We start from the raw sequence: 17,007 nt of genomic DNA on the forward strand, positions 1-17,007 counted from the left end.
ACGTAACGCTCAATACTGAATATTTATGCGTGATGCTTGTCACGGCAATTTATCAAATCGCTTCACAATTAGTTCGCAAAGTAAAAAAATTGCTGAGTGTCGTTTTTTGGAGTGTAGTATGTACATGGCTCAACCTGGTCATATTGACCATATAAAGCAGGTCAACGCTGGCCGTGTATATAAATTGATCGATCAAAAAGGACCGATATCTCGCATTGACTTGTCAAAGCTGAGTGAACTTGCGCCAGCCAGTATTACCAAAATCACTCGCGAACTCATCGACGCTCACCTCATCCATGAAACCAGTGTTCAAGAAGCGTTAACTCGTGGTCGTCCGGCCGTTGGTCTAAAGGTGAATAACGAGGGCTGGCAGTTTCTTTCCATGCGTCTTGGTCGTGGTTACCTGACTCTTGCTTTGCATGAGCTGGGGGGCGATGTGCTGATCGACACCAAAATCGATATTCACGAAATTGATCAAGAAGATGTGCTTGCTCGATTACTGCATGAGATTGACGAGTTTTTCCAAACTTACGCCGATCAGCTTGATCGCGTTACCAGTATTGCCATCACGTTACCGGGGTTGGTTAACTCAGAGCAGGGCGTCGTGCTGCAGATGCCACACTATAACGTGCATAATCTCGCACTCGGGGCCGAAATTTTTCAAGCAACAGGCTTGCCTGTATTTATCGCCAACGACACTCGAGCGTGGGCGTTAGCGGAAAAGTTATTTGGTCACTCACAAGACAACGATAATTCGATCCTGATTTCGATTCACCATGGTTTGGGCGCGGGGATTGTGCTTGATGGTCGCGTGTTGCAAGGTCGGCACGGAAATATTGGCGAGCTTGGTCATATCCAAATCGATCCTAACGGAAAGCCCTGCCATTGCGGCAACCGTGGCTGTTTAGAAACCGTGGCCAGTTCTCAGGCGATTCGCGATGAAGTGAGCGAACGGATTGCAAATGGTGAAAGTTCGATTTTGGCCGAGGTTGAAGAGATTTCGGTCGAAGATATTTGTGACGCGGCGATCAATGGCGATCCGCTTGCCATTGATGTGATAGAGAAACTTGGTCACTATTTAGGTTCGGCAATCGCCATTGTGATTAACCTATTTAATCCTGAAAAAATTCTGATTGGCGGTGTGATTAACCAAGCCAAAAATATTCTCTATCCGGCAATTCAGCGCTGTATTGAGACGCAGAGTCTCCCGGTTTACCACCAAGATCTTGAGCTGGTAGAATCGCGATTTTATAAGCAGGCAACCATGACGGGGGCGGCGTTAATTAAACAGGCGCTCTATGATGGTCAACTGTTGATGAAAGTCATTGAAGGCTAGTAAAGCGCTTCATCTCTTGTGTTTTCTCTCCTTATTTATCTTTTTCAAGTTATAATCATAAAACTAAACCAATTGTGTAATACTGTGCCTAAAAGTTAATCCTTTTGGTTGTCTGCCGATAAAGAGGCGGGCAGAGTAGATAGCCTAGCGTTATTTCTACTGGTATTGCCTAGCGTTTGTCTCGCGATAATAAGGTGCACGCACTTGATTATCGGTTTTAGTTCCACCATGAAGAGTTGAGAAGTTTATGTCCGGAGTCTTAAATACGGTTGACCAAAGAACCAACCTAGTGGGTGAGAACCGACTGGAGCTGTTGTTATTTGGTTTGAACAGTCGGCAATTATTTGCGATTAACGTGTTTAAGGTCAGAGAGGTGATTAAAGTTCCTCCAATGACCAAATTGCCAGGCTCACATCATCACATATGTGGTGTGGCTTCTTTGCGTGGTCAATCTGTGCCTGTCATTGATTTGCGTGGCGCGATTGGTTTTCCGCCTTCACGTCTAGAAAATCAGGAACACAATCTGATTATCACCGAGTATAACCGCACTGTGCAGGGCTTTTTGGTTGGACAGGTACGCAATATCGTCAATACCGCGTGGACAGAAATTCAGCCGCCGCCGAAAACCGCTGGTCGTGCAAACTATCTCACGGCGATCACTCAGGTCAAAGAGGGTGATAAGAAAGAGATTGTTGAGATCATTGATGTCGAAAAAGTGCTGGCTGAAATCGTTCATTACGATGTGTCGATTTCAAAAGAAGTGCTGGATGAACAGTTACTTGATGAAATGCACGGGCGAAAAGTCTTAATTGTGGATGACTCTTCAACAGCACGTGGTCAAGTTCGAGGTACTCTCTCTCAGCTTGGTTTAGAGATTATTGAATGTCGTGATGGGTTAGAAGCACTGACACTGTTAAAAACTTGGTGTGACCAAGGAAAAGATGTCAACAAAGAGCTACTGCAAGTGATCACCGATGCGGAAATGCCAGAAATGGACGGCTACAAATTGACGCACGAAATTCGCAATGATGCTCGGATGAAGGATCTGCATATTACTCTTAATACATCCCTTAGCGGCAGCTTCAACGAAGCCATGGTGAAAAAAGTGGGTTGTGACCGGTTTATTTCCAAATTCCAGCCAGATTTGCTGGTGGAGGTCGCTCAAGAGCGTTTACGTCAGGTGTTAGGTAAAGCGTAATCGTTGAGGTTATGATCGTTAAAAGCCAGCATATTGCTGGCTTTTTTGGTTTCTGGACGGGTTAATGAAAGTCTCGAGAGCGGGCTTGTAATCCCTGCAGTTTATCCGTTAAATCGATAAGTCGCCCAGCGATAATATGAATCACATCCCCTTCTTTTTCTAGAATGCCTTTGACCATTAACACTTTTGCGGTCAGAAAGGCGTGCTTTTGCGCTCTGGCCGTCGCACTCCATACCACCACATTGATGTTGCCTGTATCATCTTCTAAGGTCAGAAATGTCACACCTGCTGCGCTGCCTGGTGATTGGCGCCCTGTTACAACGCCAACAATGGTCACTAAGCTGCGGTGGGGCTTCTCGCCCAATGCTTGCTGACGAGTAAAAGGGCTGAGCATGCCAGCTTGGTCAAGCAGCGTAATCGGATGAAACTCCAGAGAGAGGCCTGTCGCTGCGTAATCCTCAATTAAATTATGCATGGCTGAAGGTTGATGAGCTAAAACAGGGATTTCTTCATGTTGCTTTTGAAAAAGAGGCAGCTCATTGAGCGAGTCCATCATCGCCCAACGAGTTTGAAATCGGTTGTGAGTTAGAGCACGCATGGCGTTGGCTGAAGCTAGTTTCTCTAACTCCTGACGACTGAGGCCTATGTTTTTTAACTGATTAATCGACTGAAAGCCCGGCTGAGGTCTCGCCTTTAATAGCCGGTTGGCGGCATCAAACGAGAATCCTTTGACAAGCCGTAGCCCAAGACGGATTGCCCAGAGGTTGTGATGCTGTACGACGTGATGATCATAACCGGAATGATTAACACAGACGTCAAGAACCGTCAGTCCGTGGCGTTTTGCGTCTTGGAGAAGCTGTGAGGCACTGTAGAATCCCATGGGCAAGCTGTTGAGCAGCGACGTATAAAAAGCATGAGGATAGTGGTATTTCAGCCATGCTGAACAATAAGCGAGTACGGCAAAAGACGCCGAGTGACTTTCAGGGAAACCATACTCACCAAATCCACAAATTTGATCATACAAGCGTTCAGCAAAGGCTTGTTCGTAGCCGCGTGCTTTCATGCCATCAATCAGTTTGTGTTTGAATTTTCCTAATTGCCCGGTTTTTTTCCATGACGCCATTGCGCGGCGTAGTTGATCAGCCTCGCCGCCGCTAAACCCGGCGGCAACCATGGCAAGCTTGATCACTTGCTCCTGAAAAATCGGGACCCCCATTGTACGGCCTAACACCGCTTCGACTTCTGGAGATGGATAGGTTTCTTGTTCCTCACCACTACGCCGTTTTAAGAATGGATGCACCATATCCCCTTGAATTGGACCTGGGCGGACAATGGCTATTTGAATCACCAAATCATAATATTTGGCAGGTCTCAACCTTGGCAGCATGCTCATTTGTGCCCGTGACTCAATCTGAAAAACGCCAACCGTATCGGCGTTTTGAATCATTTGATAGACCTCTTGATCGTCTTGTAGGCGTGTAATATCTGCAATCGACAAACGGCGTTGGTGATGATGTTCAATGATCTCAAAGCATTTACGTATCGCCGTCAGCATGCCGAGCGCTAAGACATCGACTTTTAATAGTCCTAGGCTTTCAAGATCGTCTTTATCCCATTGAATCACAGTGCGATCGACCATGGCAGCGTTCTCTACCGGAACCAGTTCATACAGCGGGCCAGAAGAGATGACAAAACCTCCAACATGTTGAGAAAGGTGGCGAGGAAAGCCCAATATTTCATTAACCAAAGTAATAAATTGTTGGCCTTTGAGTGAGTCAGGCTGTAGACCGAGTTCAACAATTTGTCCTTGCCAGCCGGAGCCTTTATCGCGGCGATTGACGTTTTTAATAAAGTAATCGAGCTGTGTTTCTTCAATGCCTAACGCTTTGCCCACATCACGAACTGCGCTTTTAAATCGATAAGAAATCACGGTAGCAGCGAGGGCTGCTCGTTCACGACCATATTTTTGATAAATATACTGAATGACTTCTTCGCGACGTTCATGCTCAAAGTCGACGTCAATATCTGGTGGTTCCGCTCGTTCGCGGCTAATAAACCGCTCAAACAAAACGGTAATTTGTCTGGGATCAACGGAGGTGATTTCTAGGCAGTAGCAAACAATTGAGTTCGCTGCAGAGCCTCGGCCCTGATAAAGGATTCCCTGCTGTTTCGCAAACATAACGATGTCGTGAATCGTGAGAAAATAAAATGCGTAATCGAGATCTTCAATCAGAGCCAGCTCGGCATGGATAGTTTCGTCGATATGAGCTGGTATCCCTTCGGGAAAGCGTAATTGCTTGCCTTGCTCGACGAGTGTGCGCAGATAACTCATCGGTGTTTCCCCTTTAGGTAATAGCTCACTTGGGTATTCATAGTGCAACTCTTTAAGGGAGAACTGGCAACGTTCGGCTATGCGCACACTTTCTGTTAACCATTGCCTTTCAAAAAGCGTTTTTAACTTCTTTTGACTACGCAGTGAGCGCTCAGTGTTGGAGAGAAGTTTAGAGCCTAACTGTTCGATGGCCTGCCCATGTTTAATGGCGGTTAAGGTATGCTGTAAAGGTAAACGAGTTGCGGTATGCATTAAGACACCGCCGCATGCGGTGATCGGTATACTCAGCTGTGTAGATAGCATCTTACAATGCTCGATATAGCGATGCTCGCCTGCGGTGAGGTGACGTTGAAGCCCTAGCCACAAGCGCTGTTTGTGGTGTTTTAGCAGCCATTCTCCCCAATAGTGATCTTGAGAATGGCCACATGGTAACCATAGGATCAGACTTTGTTTGAGGGACATAATATCCCATTCAGAAAGTTGGTAATGGCCTTTTTCTGAGCGGCGCCGAGCGTTGGTGATCATACGGCACAATTCGGCATAAGCGGCTTGGTTAGGGCATAGCATGATGAATTGACACTCTGGGTTGAGTTTAAAGTAGCTACCAATAATCAGTTGCGTGCTGAGATTGTGATCCTTGATAGCGCTATAAGCTCTAACCACTCCGGCGACCGAACATTCATCTGTAATTGCGAGAGAGTGATAACGTAAAAAGTCAGCTTGAAGAATCAGTTCTTCAGCGTGAGAGGCCCCGGTGAGAAACGAAAAGTTACTTTGACAAAACAGTTCAGCGTATTTCATACCGCACTCTTAACTAAATTGTCCATGAACAAACCACTGCTGTTGTGGTGTTCTGAATACCCATAGCCACTGACCTTGATCACTACGAGCAATAAAATAGTCTCGAGTGATTTCATCATTATCCCACCAACCTGTGAGCAGTCGCTCTGGGCCATGTATTAAGCGAACTTTGTTGTGTAATGGGCGTGGGGTGTCGTAGATAAAACAAGGACGCAAAGCGGTGTGTTTCTCTATTGATGGCATTTTTTGCGTCGGTTCACATAGCCGATGGGTATGCTCAGGGCGAGGATCATCGGTGTAGAGAACCTTTTGCACGCGTTGGCGTCCGAGTTTGGCTTGCAGAGCACTAATTAGCTCTAGGGATGTTTGCCGCCCTTGCTGACCTGCAAAAAGGTCGGTATCTAGGCTATCTCGCTCTGCTGCTCTCAGTACGCTAAGCGTAAGCTCTTGAACGGGGGCATCCAGTATGAGTGATTCCATCGTGAGTTGACACAGACGTAGCCAAGCACTGGCTAAGTAATCTCCGCTTGCAGACGTAAAGTAAACCTGGCTGGTGGTGTTATCCCGTTGGTGTAGCGTAAGTTGTAGCTCATAAGCGACTTGATCACGCAGTTTTAAAAAGGCTTCAAGTTGATGAAGTAGGCGTGATAAGGGCTTTTCTAACCATTGAATGTTTTCGATATCAAACAGTAAAATCAAATGGCGGCTAAAGGATTGCGGTGGGTGATAATACTCCACCGGGTGTTTAAATTGACCCAGAAGTCGACCGACATAATTAACTAAATCAATATCAAAACGTCTTGCCAGTTCGGGCATCGGTAGGGCAAGCAACTGTTGAATGGTTTCAATACCGATGCGTTGTAACGATTCTATGTGTTTCTCTGCCAGCTCTGATGCGATGAGTGGGTGCTGTTGAATCCAATGCAATAGCTGGCTTTTGTCATCCGTTATGTGGTTTTTATTCGATTTAGCCAGCATGATCGCCGCTAAAGGTGAAAATCCAGTCGAATATTGATAGCCAAGCTGTAAGTGCTGAAGGTGACGTTCAATGGTTTGCCAATAAGAGGTGAGCCCACCATAAAGAGATAACATATTGGTGACGTTCAGCAGCAGGCCTTGCGGCGGAAATAAACTGATATCGGATGTGACGTTATATAGCCACTGTGCGATTTCAAGCAATGCGTGTTCTTCGATCTCGGGGTCATAAGGGTGAACTTGCAACTCATGACAGATCGCGGCTGCGCTACCAAGGCCTGCGCCTGGTGTTAGCCCTTGTTGCTTCGCCGCTTGATTGATTTGCACTAAGCGATGGGTCTGTGGGTCAACAACGGCTAAAGGCGTTTGCTGGTGGTCGCAAAACAGTTTGTCTAACTGTAAGTTGGGAAAATGCAAATAGAGCCACAATGCCATAATTATCCCTGACGTTGAAAAGGAAAGGGGACAACAACAGATTGGCGCTCTTTTACCGCAAGATCAGGCCAATAACTCCGCATATCGATATCAAATTGACCATGTTGCCAGCCCCCTTTACGTTTGTTGATACGAACGCTGATCCCATACTCTGTCGGCGAGAGAGCCAAACTCAAATTAACCGGTAGTGAGAGTGAATGCGCTTGCTGATTGCGAAAAACAAATTGCAAACACTGCCCGGTTTCACTAGCAACTTGTAAGCGCCGGGCTTGGTGTATTTCTAACTGTTGAGGCCACAAGAAGAGGTGGCTGCACGCGCCACTTTTTGCACATTGCTCGGCGGCCCATAATGCATGTTGTTCAGTCTGTGGTTGTATGATCAGCAGTCGATCGGCATCGATGCCTTCTGCCGCGAGCTGTTGGGAGGACAACATACCCGGCGGTTGAATAAATACAATTAACCGTGATTGTTCGCATAATTGTGAGCGAATCTGTGGCAATAGTAGCCTCAGCTCGCCAATTCCGGAGATGGATTGAATCTCGACCACACCACAGGTAGGAAAGCCGCCGCTTAATTGGCTATCGAGAATGTCAAACCCCGTTGAGACAAATTGGTGTTCAACTGGCGTGTTTGAGCCCTGCCATAACCATTGTTTATGCTTTAAGTGTTCAACGAGTTCGTGCATAGTCAATACTCAAAAATACTGTATTTATATACAGTATAATCAATCGTAATCTCGTCGCAAGTGCTATCATCAGGGCTGAAATGAAAAACGCCTTACTCATTGAGCAAGGCGTTGATTTTTAAATAATTGGTTAGAGTTATTTTTTCGGCTGCGCATCAATGCACTGGCCATGCACGTTTTGACTCTCTGGTGCCATTAAATAGGTGTAAAGCGGAATGATATCTTCTGGTGTTTTCAAGCTGTTAGGGTCTTCGGCGGGAAAGGCTGAAGCACGCATACTGGTTCGTGTTCCACCTGGGTTGATGGCATTGACGCGAATCTCTGTGTCGCTTAGCTCATCTGCAAGCACCTGCATCATTCCTTCAGTGGCAAACTTAGAAATGGCATACGTTCCCCAAAAGGCACGGCCAACATGGCCCACGGTTGAAGAGGTGAAAACTAAACGACCTTGAGGGGACTGCTTAAGAAGCGGTAGGAGTGCTTGTGTCATGAGAAATTGTGCTTTGACGTTAATTTGCATTACGTCGTCATACACCTCTTCCTCAATCTGATCGAGAGGGCTTAATACCCCAAGAATGCTAGCGTTATGCAATACGCCATCTAAACGACCAAATTGACCTTCAATGGTATCGACCATATCAAGGTAATGTTGCTTGGTTGCCCCTTGCATATCGAGTGGAATAATGGCGGGTTGTGGATAGCCTGCGGCGATAATCTCGTCGTAGGTTTGTTCCAGCTTTTTGACGGTGCGGCCAAGCAAAATCACCGTTGCTCCATGTTTGGCATAATCTATCGCCGCTTGTTTTCCGATGCCCGCGCCTGCGCCGGTCACCAGAATAACTTTCTCTTTGAGGGCATCTGCAGAAACTGAATAATCCACGGTTTTCGTCCTTAATGTTATGTTCTACTTTAAGTCATCGTCACAAGATGGTTACAATACAGCAAATCGCATATGAGGGGATAACACATTGGAATTTTTGTTAGATTATGGCTTGTTTCTAGCCAAGATTGTGACTGTCGTAGTGGCACTGCTTGCGATTTTAGTTATCGTGAAAGCAGTCGGTGGGCGTCACAGCGCAGCCAAAGGCGAACTAGAAGTCACCAATTTGACAGAGCAACATAAACACACTGTTGAGCATATGGAGCATCATTTGCACGACGATGCGTTTATTAAAGCGCGCCATAAGGCGGAGAAGAAAGACGAGAAGAATAAAAATAAACAGCGTGGTAAGCAGATTAAAAAAGCCGCCAAAGAAGGGGAGCTTGATACCGGACGTGACCCACATCTGTTTGTCTTAGATTTTAAAGGCAGTATTGACGCTAAAGAAGTCGCGTCATTGCGTGAAGAGGTCACGGCGATTTTGGCGGTAGCTCGTGATGGGGATGAAGTCTTACTGCGTTTAGAGTCCGGCGGCGGTATGGTTCATGGCTATGGTTTAGCGTCTTCACAGCTTGATCGCTTAAAAAATGCAGGCTTACCATTGACGATTTCTGTGGATAAAGTCGCAGCAAGCGGTGGTTACATGATGGCGTGTATTGCCGATAAAATTGTCTCTGCACCGTTTGCGATTGTGGGATCAATTGGCGTGATTGCTCAGTTGCCAAACTTCCACAAGCTTTTGAAAAAGCATGATATTGAATTTGAGCAACTGACTGCGGGTGAGTTTAAACGCACTTTAACCATGTTTGGTGAAAATACCGACAAAGCGCGTGATAAATTCAAACAAGAACTGGAAGAAACGCACGGCCTGTTCAAAGACTTTATTCGGGAACACCGTCCTCAACTTGAGCTTGATAACGTGGCTACGGGTGAACACTGGTTTGGTACACAAGCGAAAGCGCTCGGTTTGGTCGACGAAATTAAAACCTCTGATGATTTGGTGGTTGAAGCGTGTAAAGAGAAAACCGTATTAGCGATTCATTACGCTGAGAAGAAAACGCTGAAAAATAAGCTTGCTGGTGTTGCGGGTGAAGCAGCAGATAGCGTGCTATTGAAGCTCATTAGCCGTGGTCAGCGTCCCATCGTGTAAGTTTGGATGAGCAAAAATGCCTGAGTGTACTCAGGCATTTTTTTTATCTGCAGATTGTCGACAGACAATGGACTCGCCATAACCGAGTAATAAACCAGAAATCGTGCCTGCAAGGTGTGATTCGATCGCCACCCGCGCGCCAATCATTGCACTCGTGGTTTCAGAAGCGCCGACAAATTGCTCCCATAAAATTTTTCCCACTAGGCCCGCGACCAATAACCAACTGCTTTGACGACCATGAAGGGCTTCCTTGAGCGCGCCATAAGCAAACAAGCCATGTAACGCTCCTGATAAGCCCACATACAAGGTCATATCGCTGGCAAAGTTACCGATACCAACGGCAATCGAGCAGACTGCGAGTGTCAACAGAAGCGATTTGCTCGACGGAGAGAAAATCGAACTGATGATCCATAAACCGGCGAGATTCATCCCTAGATGGGTATAATTGGTGTGGGTGAAGTTTCCTGTTAGTATCCGCCACCATTGGCCATCGATAATGGCGCTTCTATCCCATACACTTAAACTGTGCATAGGCTCGAATTGCAGGCCTAAGCACAGTAAACTGATGACGAATAACAGCAGGTAAAGATTCACAGTATGTCTCGATATTGTTCTGAATGTGGTAAATCACGCAAAGCGTGTATTTGTCCGTGGATAGAAAGCCTATCATCGAATGTGGAATTGGTCATCCTTCAACATACCAGTGAACAGCACCGGCCAATGGGTACAGCGCGAATTTTGTCGCTGTCTTTATCATCATGTCGTTGCTGGGTGGGCGAGGATTTCTCTCAACATACGGCGTTAAATGCTTTACTTCGAGAACCGGATGTTGACCACTATGTGCTCTATCCGGCGCCCGACTCTGTCAGTATTGAAGCGCTGCCTTCAACGCAATTTACTAGGCGGCGCCAACGAGTGATTCTCCTTGATGGTACTTGGAAAAAAGCCTACAAAATGTGGCAATTAGCGACCAATTTGCATTCGCTCCCAAGCATACATTTACCTGAGCATTTACAAGGTGAGTACCGTATTCGTAAAGCGCCGAACGAGAATAGCCTCTCCACTGTTGAGGCGGGATATCACCTGCTCTCACTGCTCGAGCCTCAGCGAAATTTTTCGCCGTTATTAACCCCTTTCCGCAAGATGATAGATTTTCAGATTGCTCACATGCCCGATGGGGTATATCAAAACAACTACCTAAAGCAATAGAGTTGTGAGCCTGTGCCACGTTATTCTCTCGTTATCCGCGTTTTGTTTTCGAGCAGACTATAATCAAATCAAACACATGGCTTGCGATTTTTAATACTAGATGGCTATAATGTGCACTGTCGGTTTCGCCGACGCTTCGTATAACCCCATTAATATGGTTTGGGGGTCTCTACCTGGAGCCGTAAATTCCAGATTACGAAGAGTTAAGTGCACAGCGCTTTTCTCTTTGTATGTTTGTTACTTTTTGCGGTAGAGAAAAGCGCTTGTCCAATATCATTCATGGAGAGGAGACAAGCGTGAATCACACTTCTTTTATTCAGCAACTTCCGAAAGTTGAACTTCACCTTCATATTGAAGGCTCTCTAGAGCCAGAAATGATGTTTGAACTGGCTCAACGTAATCACATCGCGTTACCTTATGATTCACCACAAGCGGTGAAAGAGGCGTATCAATTCCATAATCTACAATCGTTTTTGGATATCTATTATCAAGGCGCCAATGTATTAATTCATGAGCAAGATTTTTATGATCTAACGTGGGCGTATTTACTGCGCTGCCAGCAAGATAATGTCATTCATACCGAAATCTTTTTTGACCCGCAAACCCACACCGAACGGGGTATCGCTTTTGACACGGTTGTGAATGGTATCTACAAAGCACTGCAGGACGGTGAGAAGCAACTGGGGATCAGTAGTCAACTTATTATGTGTTTCTTACGTCATTTGGATGAAGACAGTGCGTTTGCAACACTTGAATTAGCGTTGCCACATAAAGATAAAATTGTTGGTGTCGGTTTGGATTCTTCTGAGCTAGGTCATCCGCCAGAGAAGTTTCAGCGCGTATTTGAAAAAGCATTAGCGGAAGGTTTCTTAACTGTGGCTCATGCTGGTGAAGAAGGGCCTGTGTCGAATATTTATAACAGCTTATCTTTGTTGAAAACCACACGTATTGACCATGGCGTACGTTGCGTTGATGACCCACAACTGGTGCAGCAGTTAGCCGAGCAACGCATTCCACTGACGGTTTGTCCATTGTCTAATCTTAAGCTTAAGGTGTTTGAAACCATGGATGAGCACAATATTGTTGAGCTCTTGCGCCAAGGTTTATGTGTCACCATCAATTCAGACGACCCATCGTATTTCGGCGGCTATATGACGGATAACTTTCTTGCTGTCGCCAATGCTCATAGCATGACGAAACAAGAGTTAGCGCAGTTTACCCTCAATGCGATTGAAGCCAGTTTTGTGGATGAAACACATAAGCAGCGTATGGTTGATAAGGTCAATGCCGTATTGACGGCTGCGAGCTAAAGGTCAGTTAGATAAAAAACGGAGCCATTGGGCTCCGTTTTTTATGAAAGGACAATTCACGACTGGATACGAACCACTTTTAGAAAGCGCTTGGGATAGCCACTGTTGTAGTAATCGGTTTCGGTGACGCCAAAGTGGCGCTTGGATGACGAGCTATGAATAAAGTGCAGTTTGCCTTTGCCTACTTGGGTAATAATGCCCGCGTGACCAGGACGGCGAGTACTAGGGTCAGTGCCTGTAAAAACGATTAAATCGCCGACTTTCGCTTGAGTAATCGGCACCGCTTGATCGAACATGGTTGGGTAGGAGGCTGTGGTTCGTGGCACATCAATATCAAAATGACGATAGACATATTGAATATAACCAGAGCAATCAAAGCCTTTGGGAGAGGTACCTCCCCACACATAACGGGTGCCTAGATATTGACGAGCATACGACACTAACGCGCGTTGTTGCTGTGATTGAGGCGATGCGTATAAAGATAACGTTTGAGGCGCTTGCGCAGTGGTGTTACTGGCAGAGCTACAGGCTGACAGTAAGCACAGCGATGAAAGCAGCAGTGTTGAGTGTTTCATAGTTGTCTGGTGTGTTTTATAAAATCGAATTCAATGTAACATGTCGTTCTGTAACTGGCTAACCTGAGTGTTAAATTTGACACAGCCTTTACTCAGTAAGGCCTAATGTGTGACTGGTCACTCACTACAATGTGAATCGCTCCCTAGCTACTGACAAAAAAGAGGGAAGCGCATGCTTCCCTCTTGAGTCGGTTAGGTGGACTTAATAATTTAATGAATGACGTTTTTCAAACACGGCCACAGACCACGCGGGAACATTGACGAAACCGGATGCCGAAACACTGGCTTGAGCGCCGTTGTAGGCAATCGAATCACTGCCGGCAGCGCTTTGAATGCTGGATAGCTGGTAATCGCTGGCATCAAAGCCGGCAAAATCCTCCAAAGCGTCAGGGCTGGCATTTAGTACCACCAATACACCATCGCGCTCCGCATCAATGTTTGCGTCGTACAAAGCCGCACTATTATCAATACTCATCACGATAAGTCCGGGTGTTTGCTCACTGCCGGTATTGTGAAATTGAACCCGCTCAATGATGTCACTCCCATAACCGAGCGTGAACAAACCTGAGCTACTGCGTAGCGCGACGAGCTCTTGGAAATAGTGATCCATTGCATCAATGTCGGCAGCTTGCGGCGTGGCGTTTTCACCCGCTTGCGTCAGGATATTTTCAATCAGTGCCCAGTTCGCACTGTCCTTATCTTCTCGAGGAAGGCCGACATTCCAGTTATTGGTCTGCTTGGTGAAGTCGACATAGTTATACCAATCACCGGAATCGTAAGAGTCACGCTGCATGGATTTAGAACGGAGTAATTCACTCCCCATGTGGATAAAAGGCACGCCTTGACCCAGTAATGAGGTGGCTAAAGAGACCGCTTGCATACGAACACGAGTTTCTATCGATTGCTCGTAACCAATCTTATATTGGTTATTATCCCAAAGGGTTTGATTATCGTGCTTTGACACGTAGTTTTGAATTTCCCAAGCATCCTCAGCATAGCCTGCGGGTTGCCCGTTATAGTCGAGCTCTTGGCCCGTAATATGGGTATCAGTGCTATCTATCATTGGGAAGGCTTTGAGGTTACCAGCCATACCAAGACGTACGAGATCGGCGGAATGAAGCGCACTTGCTTTAACACTATCACTTTGCGTATTGAGATCATTGACGGCCACATACGCACCGTTACCAAAGCCCTGGTTTTGACGGATGGTGTCACCTTCATCAAATGGGCCGCCGCCACGTACGGCATCGCGTAAACGGTCAGAGAAGGAACCAATACCTGTACCGCCAAGGTTCGCTTGAGTGGCTTGTACGAACATACGGTCGTTTTCTACCTCACCAAAGTTCCAGCCTTCACCGTAGAAATACACGCTTGGGTTTTCGGCTTGAGCTGCCGCGAGAGTATGTTGAATTTGCGTCAGTGGATGGTGGCCCATTAAGTCCCAGCGGAACGCATCAATTTTGTAATCACGCGTCCAGGTAGCAATAGAGTCATCAATCAACTTGGCAAACATTTTATGCTCAGGGGCGGTGTTCGAACAGCAGGTCGAGTTTTCTACCACACCGGAGATTTCATTTAAGCGTTGATAGTACCAAGGCACAATGCGATCAAGTACTGATTTATCTGCCACGCCCGCTTCATTGGTGTGGTTATAAACCACATCCATAACCACATTCATGCCGATGTCCTGCTTAATGGACATCACCATCTGGCGGAACTCGCGAATTCGCGTCATGCTGTCGGCATCGCTGGCATAAGAACCTTCTGGTACCGTGTAATGGTAAGGGTCGTAACCCCAGTTATAACCATCGACATCGCGAACATAGCCGTTAAGGCGTTGAATAATCGCGTTACTGGAACTGTCTTGCGCTTTGAGGCTGGCAAATACCTCTGCCAGCGTATCGGCGCTTGAGCAGTAATTGCCAAGGTCGCTGTCACTGCTGACATCGCTATTGAGTTCACACAGCTTGCTAAATGGCGCATCAATATTGGCGACTTGGTCCGGATCTTCATTGATGGTGGCGATATCGAACGCTGGCAACAGATGTAAGTGCGTCACACCAGCGGTGGAAAGTGCTTTGAGATGTTCTACTGGCACACTGTCAGTTTGGCTAAAGGCGGCGTATTTGCCACGAGCTGCGGGAGCGGTAGATTCATCACGTGACGAAAAATCGCGAATATGCGCTTCGTAAATCACCATTTTGGCTGGATTATCTTGGCTGTGTGGTGCACTGACATTATCCCAATTCGCGGGTTTAAGTTCTGCGCGAGACAGATCTACCACTTGGCTCAATTCCGAGTTCATTGACAGACTCAGAGAGTAAGGGTCGGTGACTTGATAGGTTTCTAGTTTATCAGTGGCTGGGTGATATACCGTGACTTGGTAACGGTAGTAATCTCCATGTACCAAGGCGGTATTCTCGACCACCCAGCTACCCGACGCGCTATCAAAGTTCATGGCAATCGGGGTCATGGCATTTTTGTCGCTATCAAATGGGATTAAACTTACCGATTGCGCAGTGGGTGCCCATAAACGAAAGCTCGTGGTGTCATCACCATTGATGATTGCGCCGTAGCTGAGCGTGGTCGCGACGTCTGCATATAACGCGTCGAGTGCACTGGCCGTTTGCACTTCGGTGGCCAGTATTGTCCCCGAGGCATCACTGGCCACGGCAATCAGTTGGCCTTTCAAGAGATCATTTAAACTCATGGTTGAGTTAGCAAAGTCAAAATCAAAACCTATAAAATCACTACTAAGCTGAGGTTTTTCTGTTTGCCAGTTGGCTGCGGTTTGCTGCGTTGAACGAATGGAAAAATCTGCGTTTTCGACTTGTTTGGTTTGTGGGTTAAACGCCAGCATCGCGTCGGGTGAATAGTATAAGGTTACCGATGTCGCGTCTTTGCTATTTATCAGCAATACGTTGTCATCGGCAAAGATGGCACTGGCGCCAGAGAGTTCCACTTGGTTACTTGGCTTATGGGCGAGAGGTTGGTAATACACTTTATCAGTGCCCTTAAAAACGAAACCGATATTGCCGATGGCGGTTGTGTTGTCGAATTCAAATTTTAGGTCAGCGGTTTGATAATCGCCATTACTGCTATTCGTGGCGATCATGTTAACGCAGTTATCGGTGCCATTGACCGGAATATCCCAGTACAGACCGTAAGTCTCGCTTTGTCCCGTTGGCGCAATGCCTGGCCATGAGGTGTCTGTGTCCGCAAAGTTATCGCAGGTCTCGTTGTTCCAAATATGCAGAGTGAAAAATGCGTCATCACCATCAGGAGTATTGAAATAGACACGCGCTGTATTGGCGGGAATGTCACTGGTGGCGATAAGTTCTGGATAGACGGCTTGTACTCCCTCTTGGGTATAGACCGAATTGTCGTCGCCTACTTGAGTTAGGTCGAGGCGCGCATCGTAGTCACCAAGTGGCTTTTCTTGATCGATTCTCGGAATGAAATTAATGCATTGTGTTGCTTCATCGGCGTACTCAAGCTCCCAATAAGCACCAAATTGACTGTCAATCCCGTCAGGCGTAAGCCCAGTCGACCAGTCTGAAGCATTAGGGTCATCACCGACATACGCCGCGCAGTTGTCATTATTCCAGACATAAAGGGAGGCGCCATTATAGGCACCGCTGCCATTGTCACGCGCTGCAATGTCACCATTGGCTTTGTAATACACCTTTACGCTGGCAGTGGTCGTTGGTGGTTGAAGTGTTTCATTGTCATCAGTATCGGAATTACAGCCAAGCAGCAAAAGCGGCGTCATCAAAGGGATTAAGGCTTTGGCGGTGGCAGATAAATAAAATGGTCTCACGTCGATTTTCCTTATCGTGTTGTTATCAAGTTTATTGTTTTGAATGTGCTACAAACGGAAATCGTTATGTTCAAGCCTGAAGGCTTAACGCAAAAATACTAATCAGGATGGAGGCTGACAGATTGTGAGAGGTTTCATTAAAGATTTTTCACTCTGTTAAAAAACGCTTAAGAGCTAGGCGTGTCACGTTCTGTAGGGGAAGACGGAAGAGGACGCTGTTACAAAAATAATAATCACTGAAAACTTTGTTTTGAAAAGGATAATTCTAGCTGATGGTTGGGCAGAGGGACGCTGTCGTGG

12 protein-coding genes and 1 riboswitch are annotated in these 17,007 nt (G+C 46.5%); of the genes, 5 read left to right on the forward strand and 7 right to left on the reverse strand.

Annotation, left to right across the window (positions count from 1 at the left end):
* The first annotated feature begins 118 nt into the window (after window positions 1-118).
* Together mlc and M1D72_RS11755 are read left to right on the forward strand one after the other, a co-directional pair.
* Window positions 119-1,336: a sugar metabolism global transcriptional regulator Mlc gene (gene mlc, locus M1D72_RS11750; RefSeq protein WP_390190795.1), complete on the forward strand. Its 1,218-nt coding sequence runs from the start codon at window positions 119-121 to the stop codon at window positions 1,334-1,336.
* Window positions 1,337-1,583: 247 nt separating this feature from the next.
* Window positions 1,584-2,534, forward strand: coding sequence for a chemotaxis protein CheV (locus tag M1D72_RS11755; protein WP_390190794.1), 951 nt, complete (start codon window positions 1,584-1,586; stop codon window positions 2,532-2,534).
* A gap of 61 nt (window positions 2,535-2,595) precedes the next feature.
* Here M1D72_RS11755 and M1D72_RS11760 read toward each other — a convergent pair whose 3' ends face one another.
* From M1D72_RS11760 to M1D72_RS11775, 4 genes are all read right to left on the reverse strand, one after another.
* Window positions 2,596-5,667 (reverse strand): error-prone DNA polymerase, encoded by a 3,072-nt coding sequence (locus M1D72_RS11760; RefSeq protein WP_456296979.1) that lies wholly within the window; start codon window positions 5,665-5,667, stop codon window positions 2,596-2,598.
* Between the two features lie 9 nt (window positions 5,668-5,676).
* Window positions 5,677-7,077 (reverse strand): Y-family DNA polymerase, encoded by a 1,401-nt coding sequence (locus M1D72_RS11765; protein ID WP_456296980.1) that lies wholly within the window; start codon window positions 7,075-7,077, stop codon window positions 5,677-5,679.
* Between the two features lie 2 nt (window positions 7,078-7,079).
* Complete coding sequence (imuA, locus tag M1D72_RS11770; protein WP_390190789.1) at window positions 7,080-7,763, reverse strand: translesion DNA synthesis-associated protein ImuA; 684 nt, start codon at window positions 7,761-7,763, stop codon at window positions 7,080-7,082.
* A gap of 136 nt (window positions 7,764-7,899) precedes the next feature.
* A complete protein-coding gene (locus M1D72_RS11775; protein WP_390190787.1) occupies window positions 7,900-8,643 on the reverse strand; it encodes a YciK family oxidoreductase in 744 nt (247 codons plus the stop codon).
* Between the two features lie 88 nt (window positions 8,644-8,731).
* Between M1D72_RS11775 and sohB the strand changes: the two genes are divergently transcribed.
* Entirely contained in the window at window positions 8,732-9,793 is a 1,062-nt protein-coding gene (gene sohB, locus M1D72_RS11780) for a protease SohB (protein ID WP_456296981.1), read from the forward strand.
* Between the two features lie 30 nt (window positions 9,794-9,823).
* On the opposite strand, the gene rrtA is transcribed toward sohB, so the two are convergent.
* Complete coding sequence (gene rrtA, locus M1D72_RS11785) at window positions 9,824-10,387, reverse strand: rhombosortase (RefSeq protein WP_456296982.1); 564 nt, start codon at window positions 10,385-10,387, stop codon at window positions 9,824-9,826.
* 3 nt (window positions 10,388-10,390) lie between these two features.
* Between rrtA and M1D72_RS11790 the strand changes: the two genes are divergently transcribed.
* Entirely contained in the window at window positions 10,391-11,002 is a 612-nt protein-coding gene (locus tag M1D72_RS11790) for a tRNA-uridine aminocarboxypropyltransferase (protein ID WP_456296983.1), read from the forward strand.
* A 116-nt stretch (window positions 11,003-11,118) separates the two neighbouring features.
* Window positions 11,119-11,218, forward strand: a riboswitch (purine riboswitch).
* Window positions 11,219-11,298: 80 nt separating this feature from the next.
* A complete protein-coding gene (locus M1D72_RS11795; protein WP_456296984.1) occupies window positions 11,299-12,312 on the forward strand; it encodes an adenosine deaminase in 1,014 nt (337 codons plus the stop codon).
* A 56-nt stretch (window positions 12,313-12,368) separates the two neighbouring features.
* Here M1D72_RS11795 and M1D72_RS11800 read toward each other — a convergent pair whose 3' ends face one another.
* The gene (locus M1D72_RS11800; protein WP_456296985.1) at window positions 12,369-12,887 is read right to left on the reverse strand and encodes a C40 family peptidase; all 519 of its coding nucleotides are present in this window, start codon (window positions 12,885-12,887) and stop codon (window positions 12,369-12,371) included.
* A 202-nt stretch (window positions 12,888-13,089) separates the two neighbouring features.
* The gene (pulA, locus tag M1D72_RS11805; RefSeq protein ID WP_456297388.1) at window positions 13,090-16,659 is read right to left on the reverse strand and encodes a pullulanase-type alpha-1,6-glucosidase; all 3,570 of its coding nucleotides are present in this window, start codon (window positions 16,657-16,659) and stop codon (window positions 13,090-13,092) included.
* Between the last annotated feature and the right edge of the window lie 348 nt (window positions 16,660-17,007).

This window comes from Vibrio sp. AK197 (assembly GCF_053903115.1).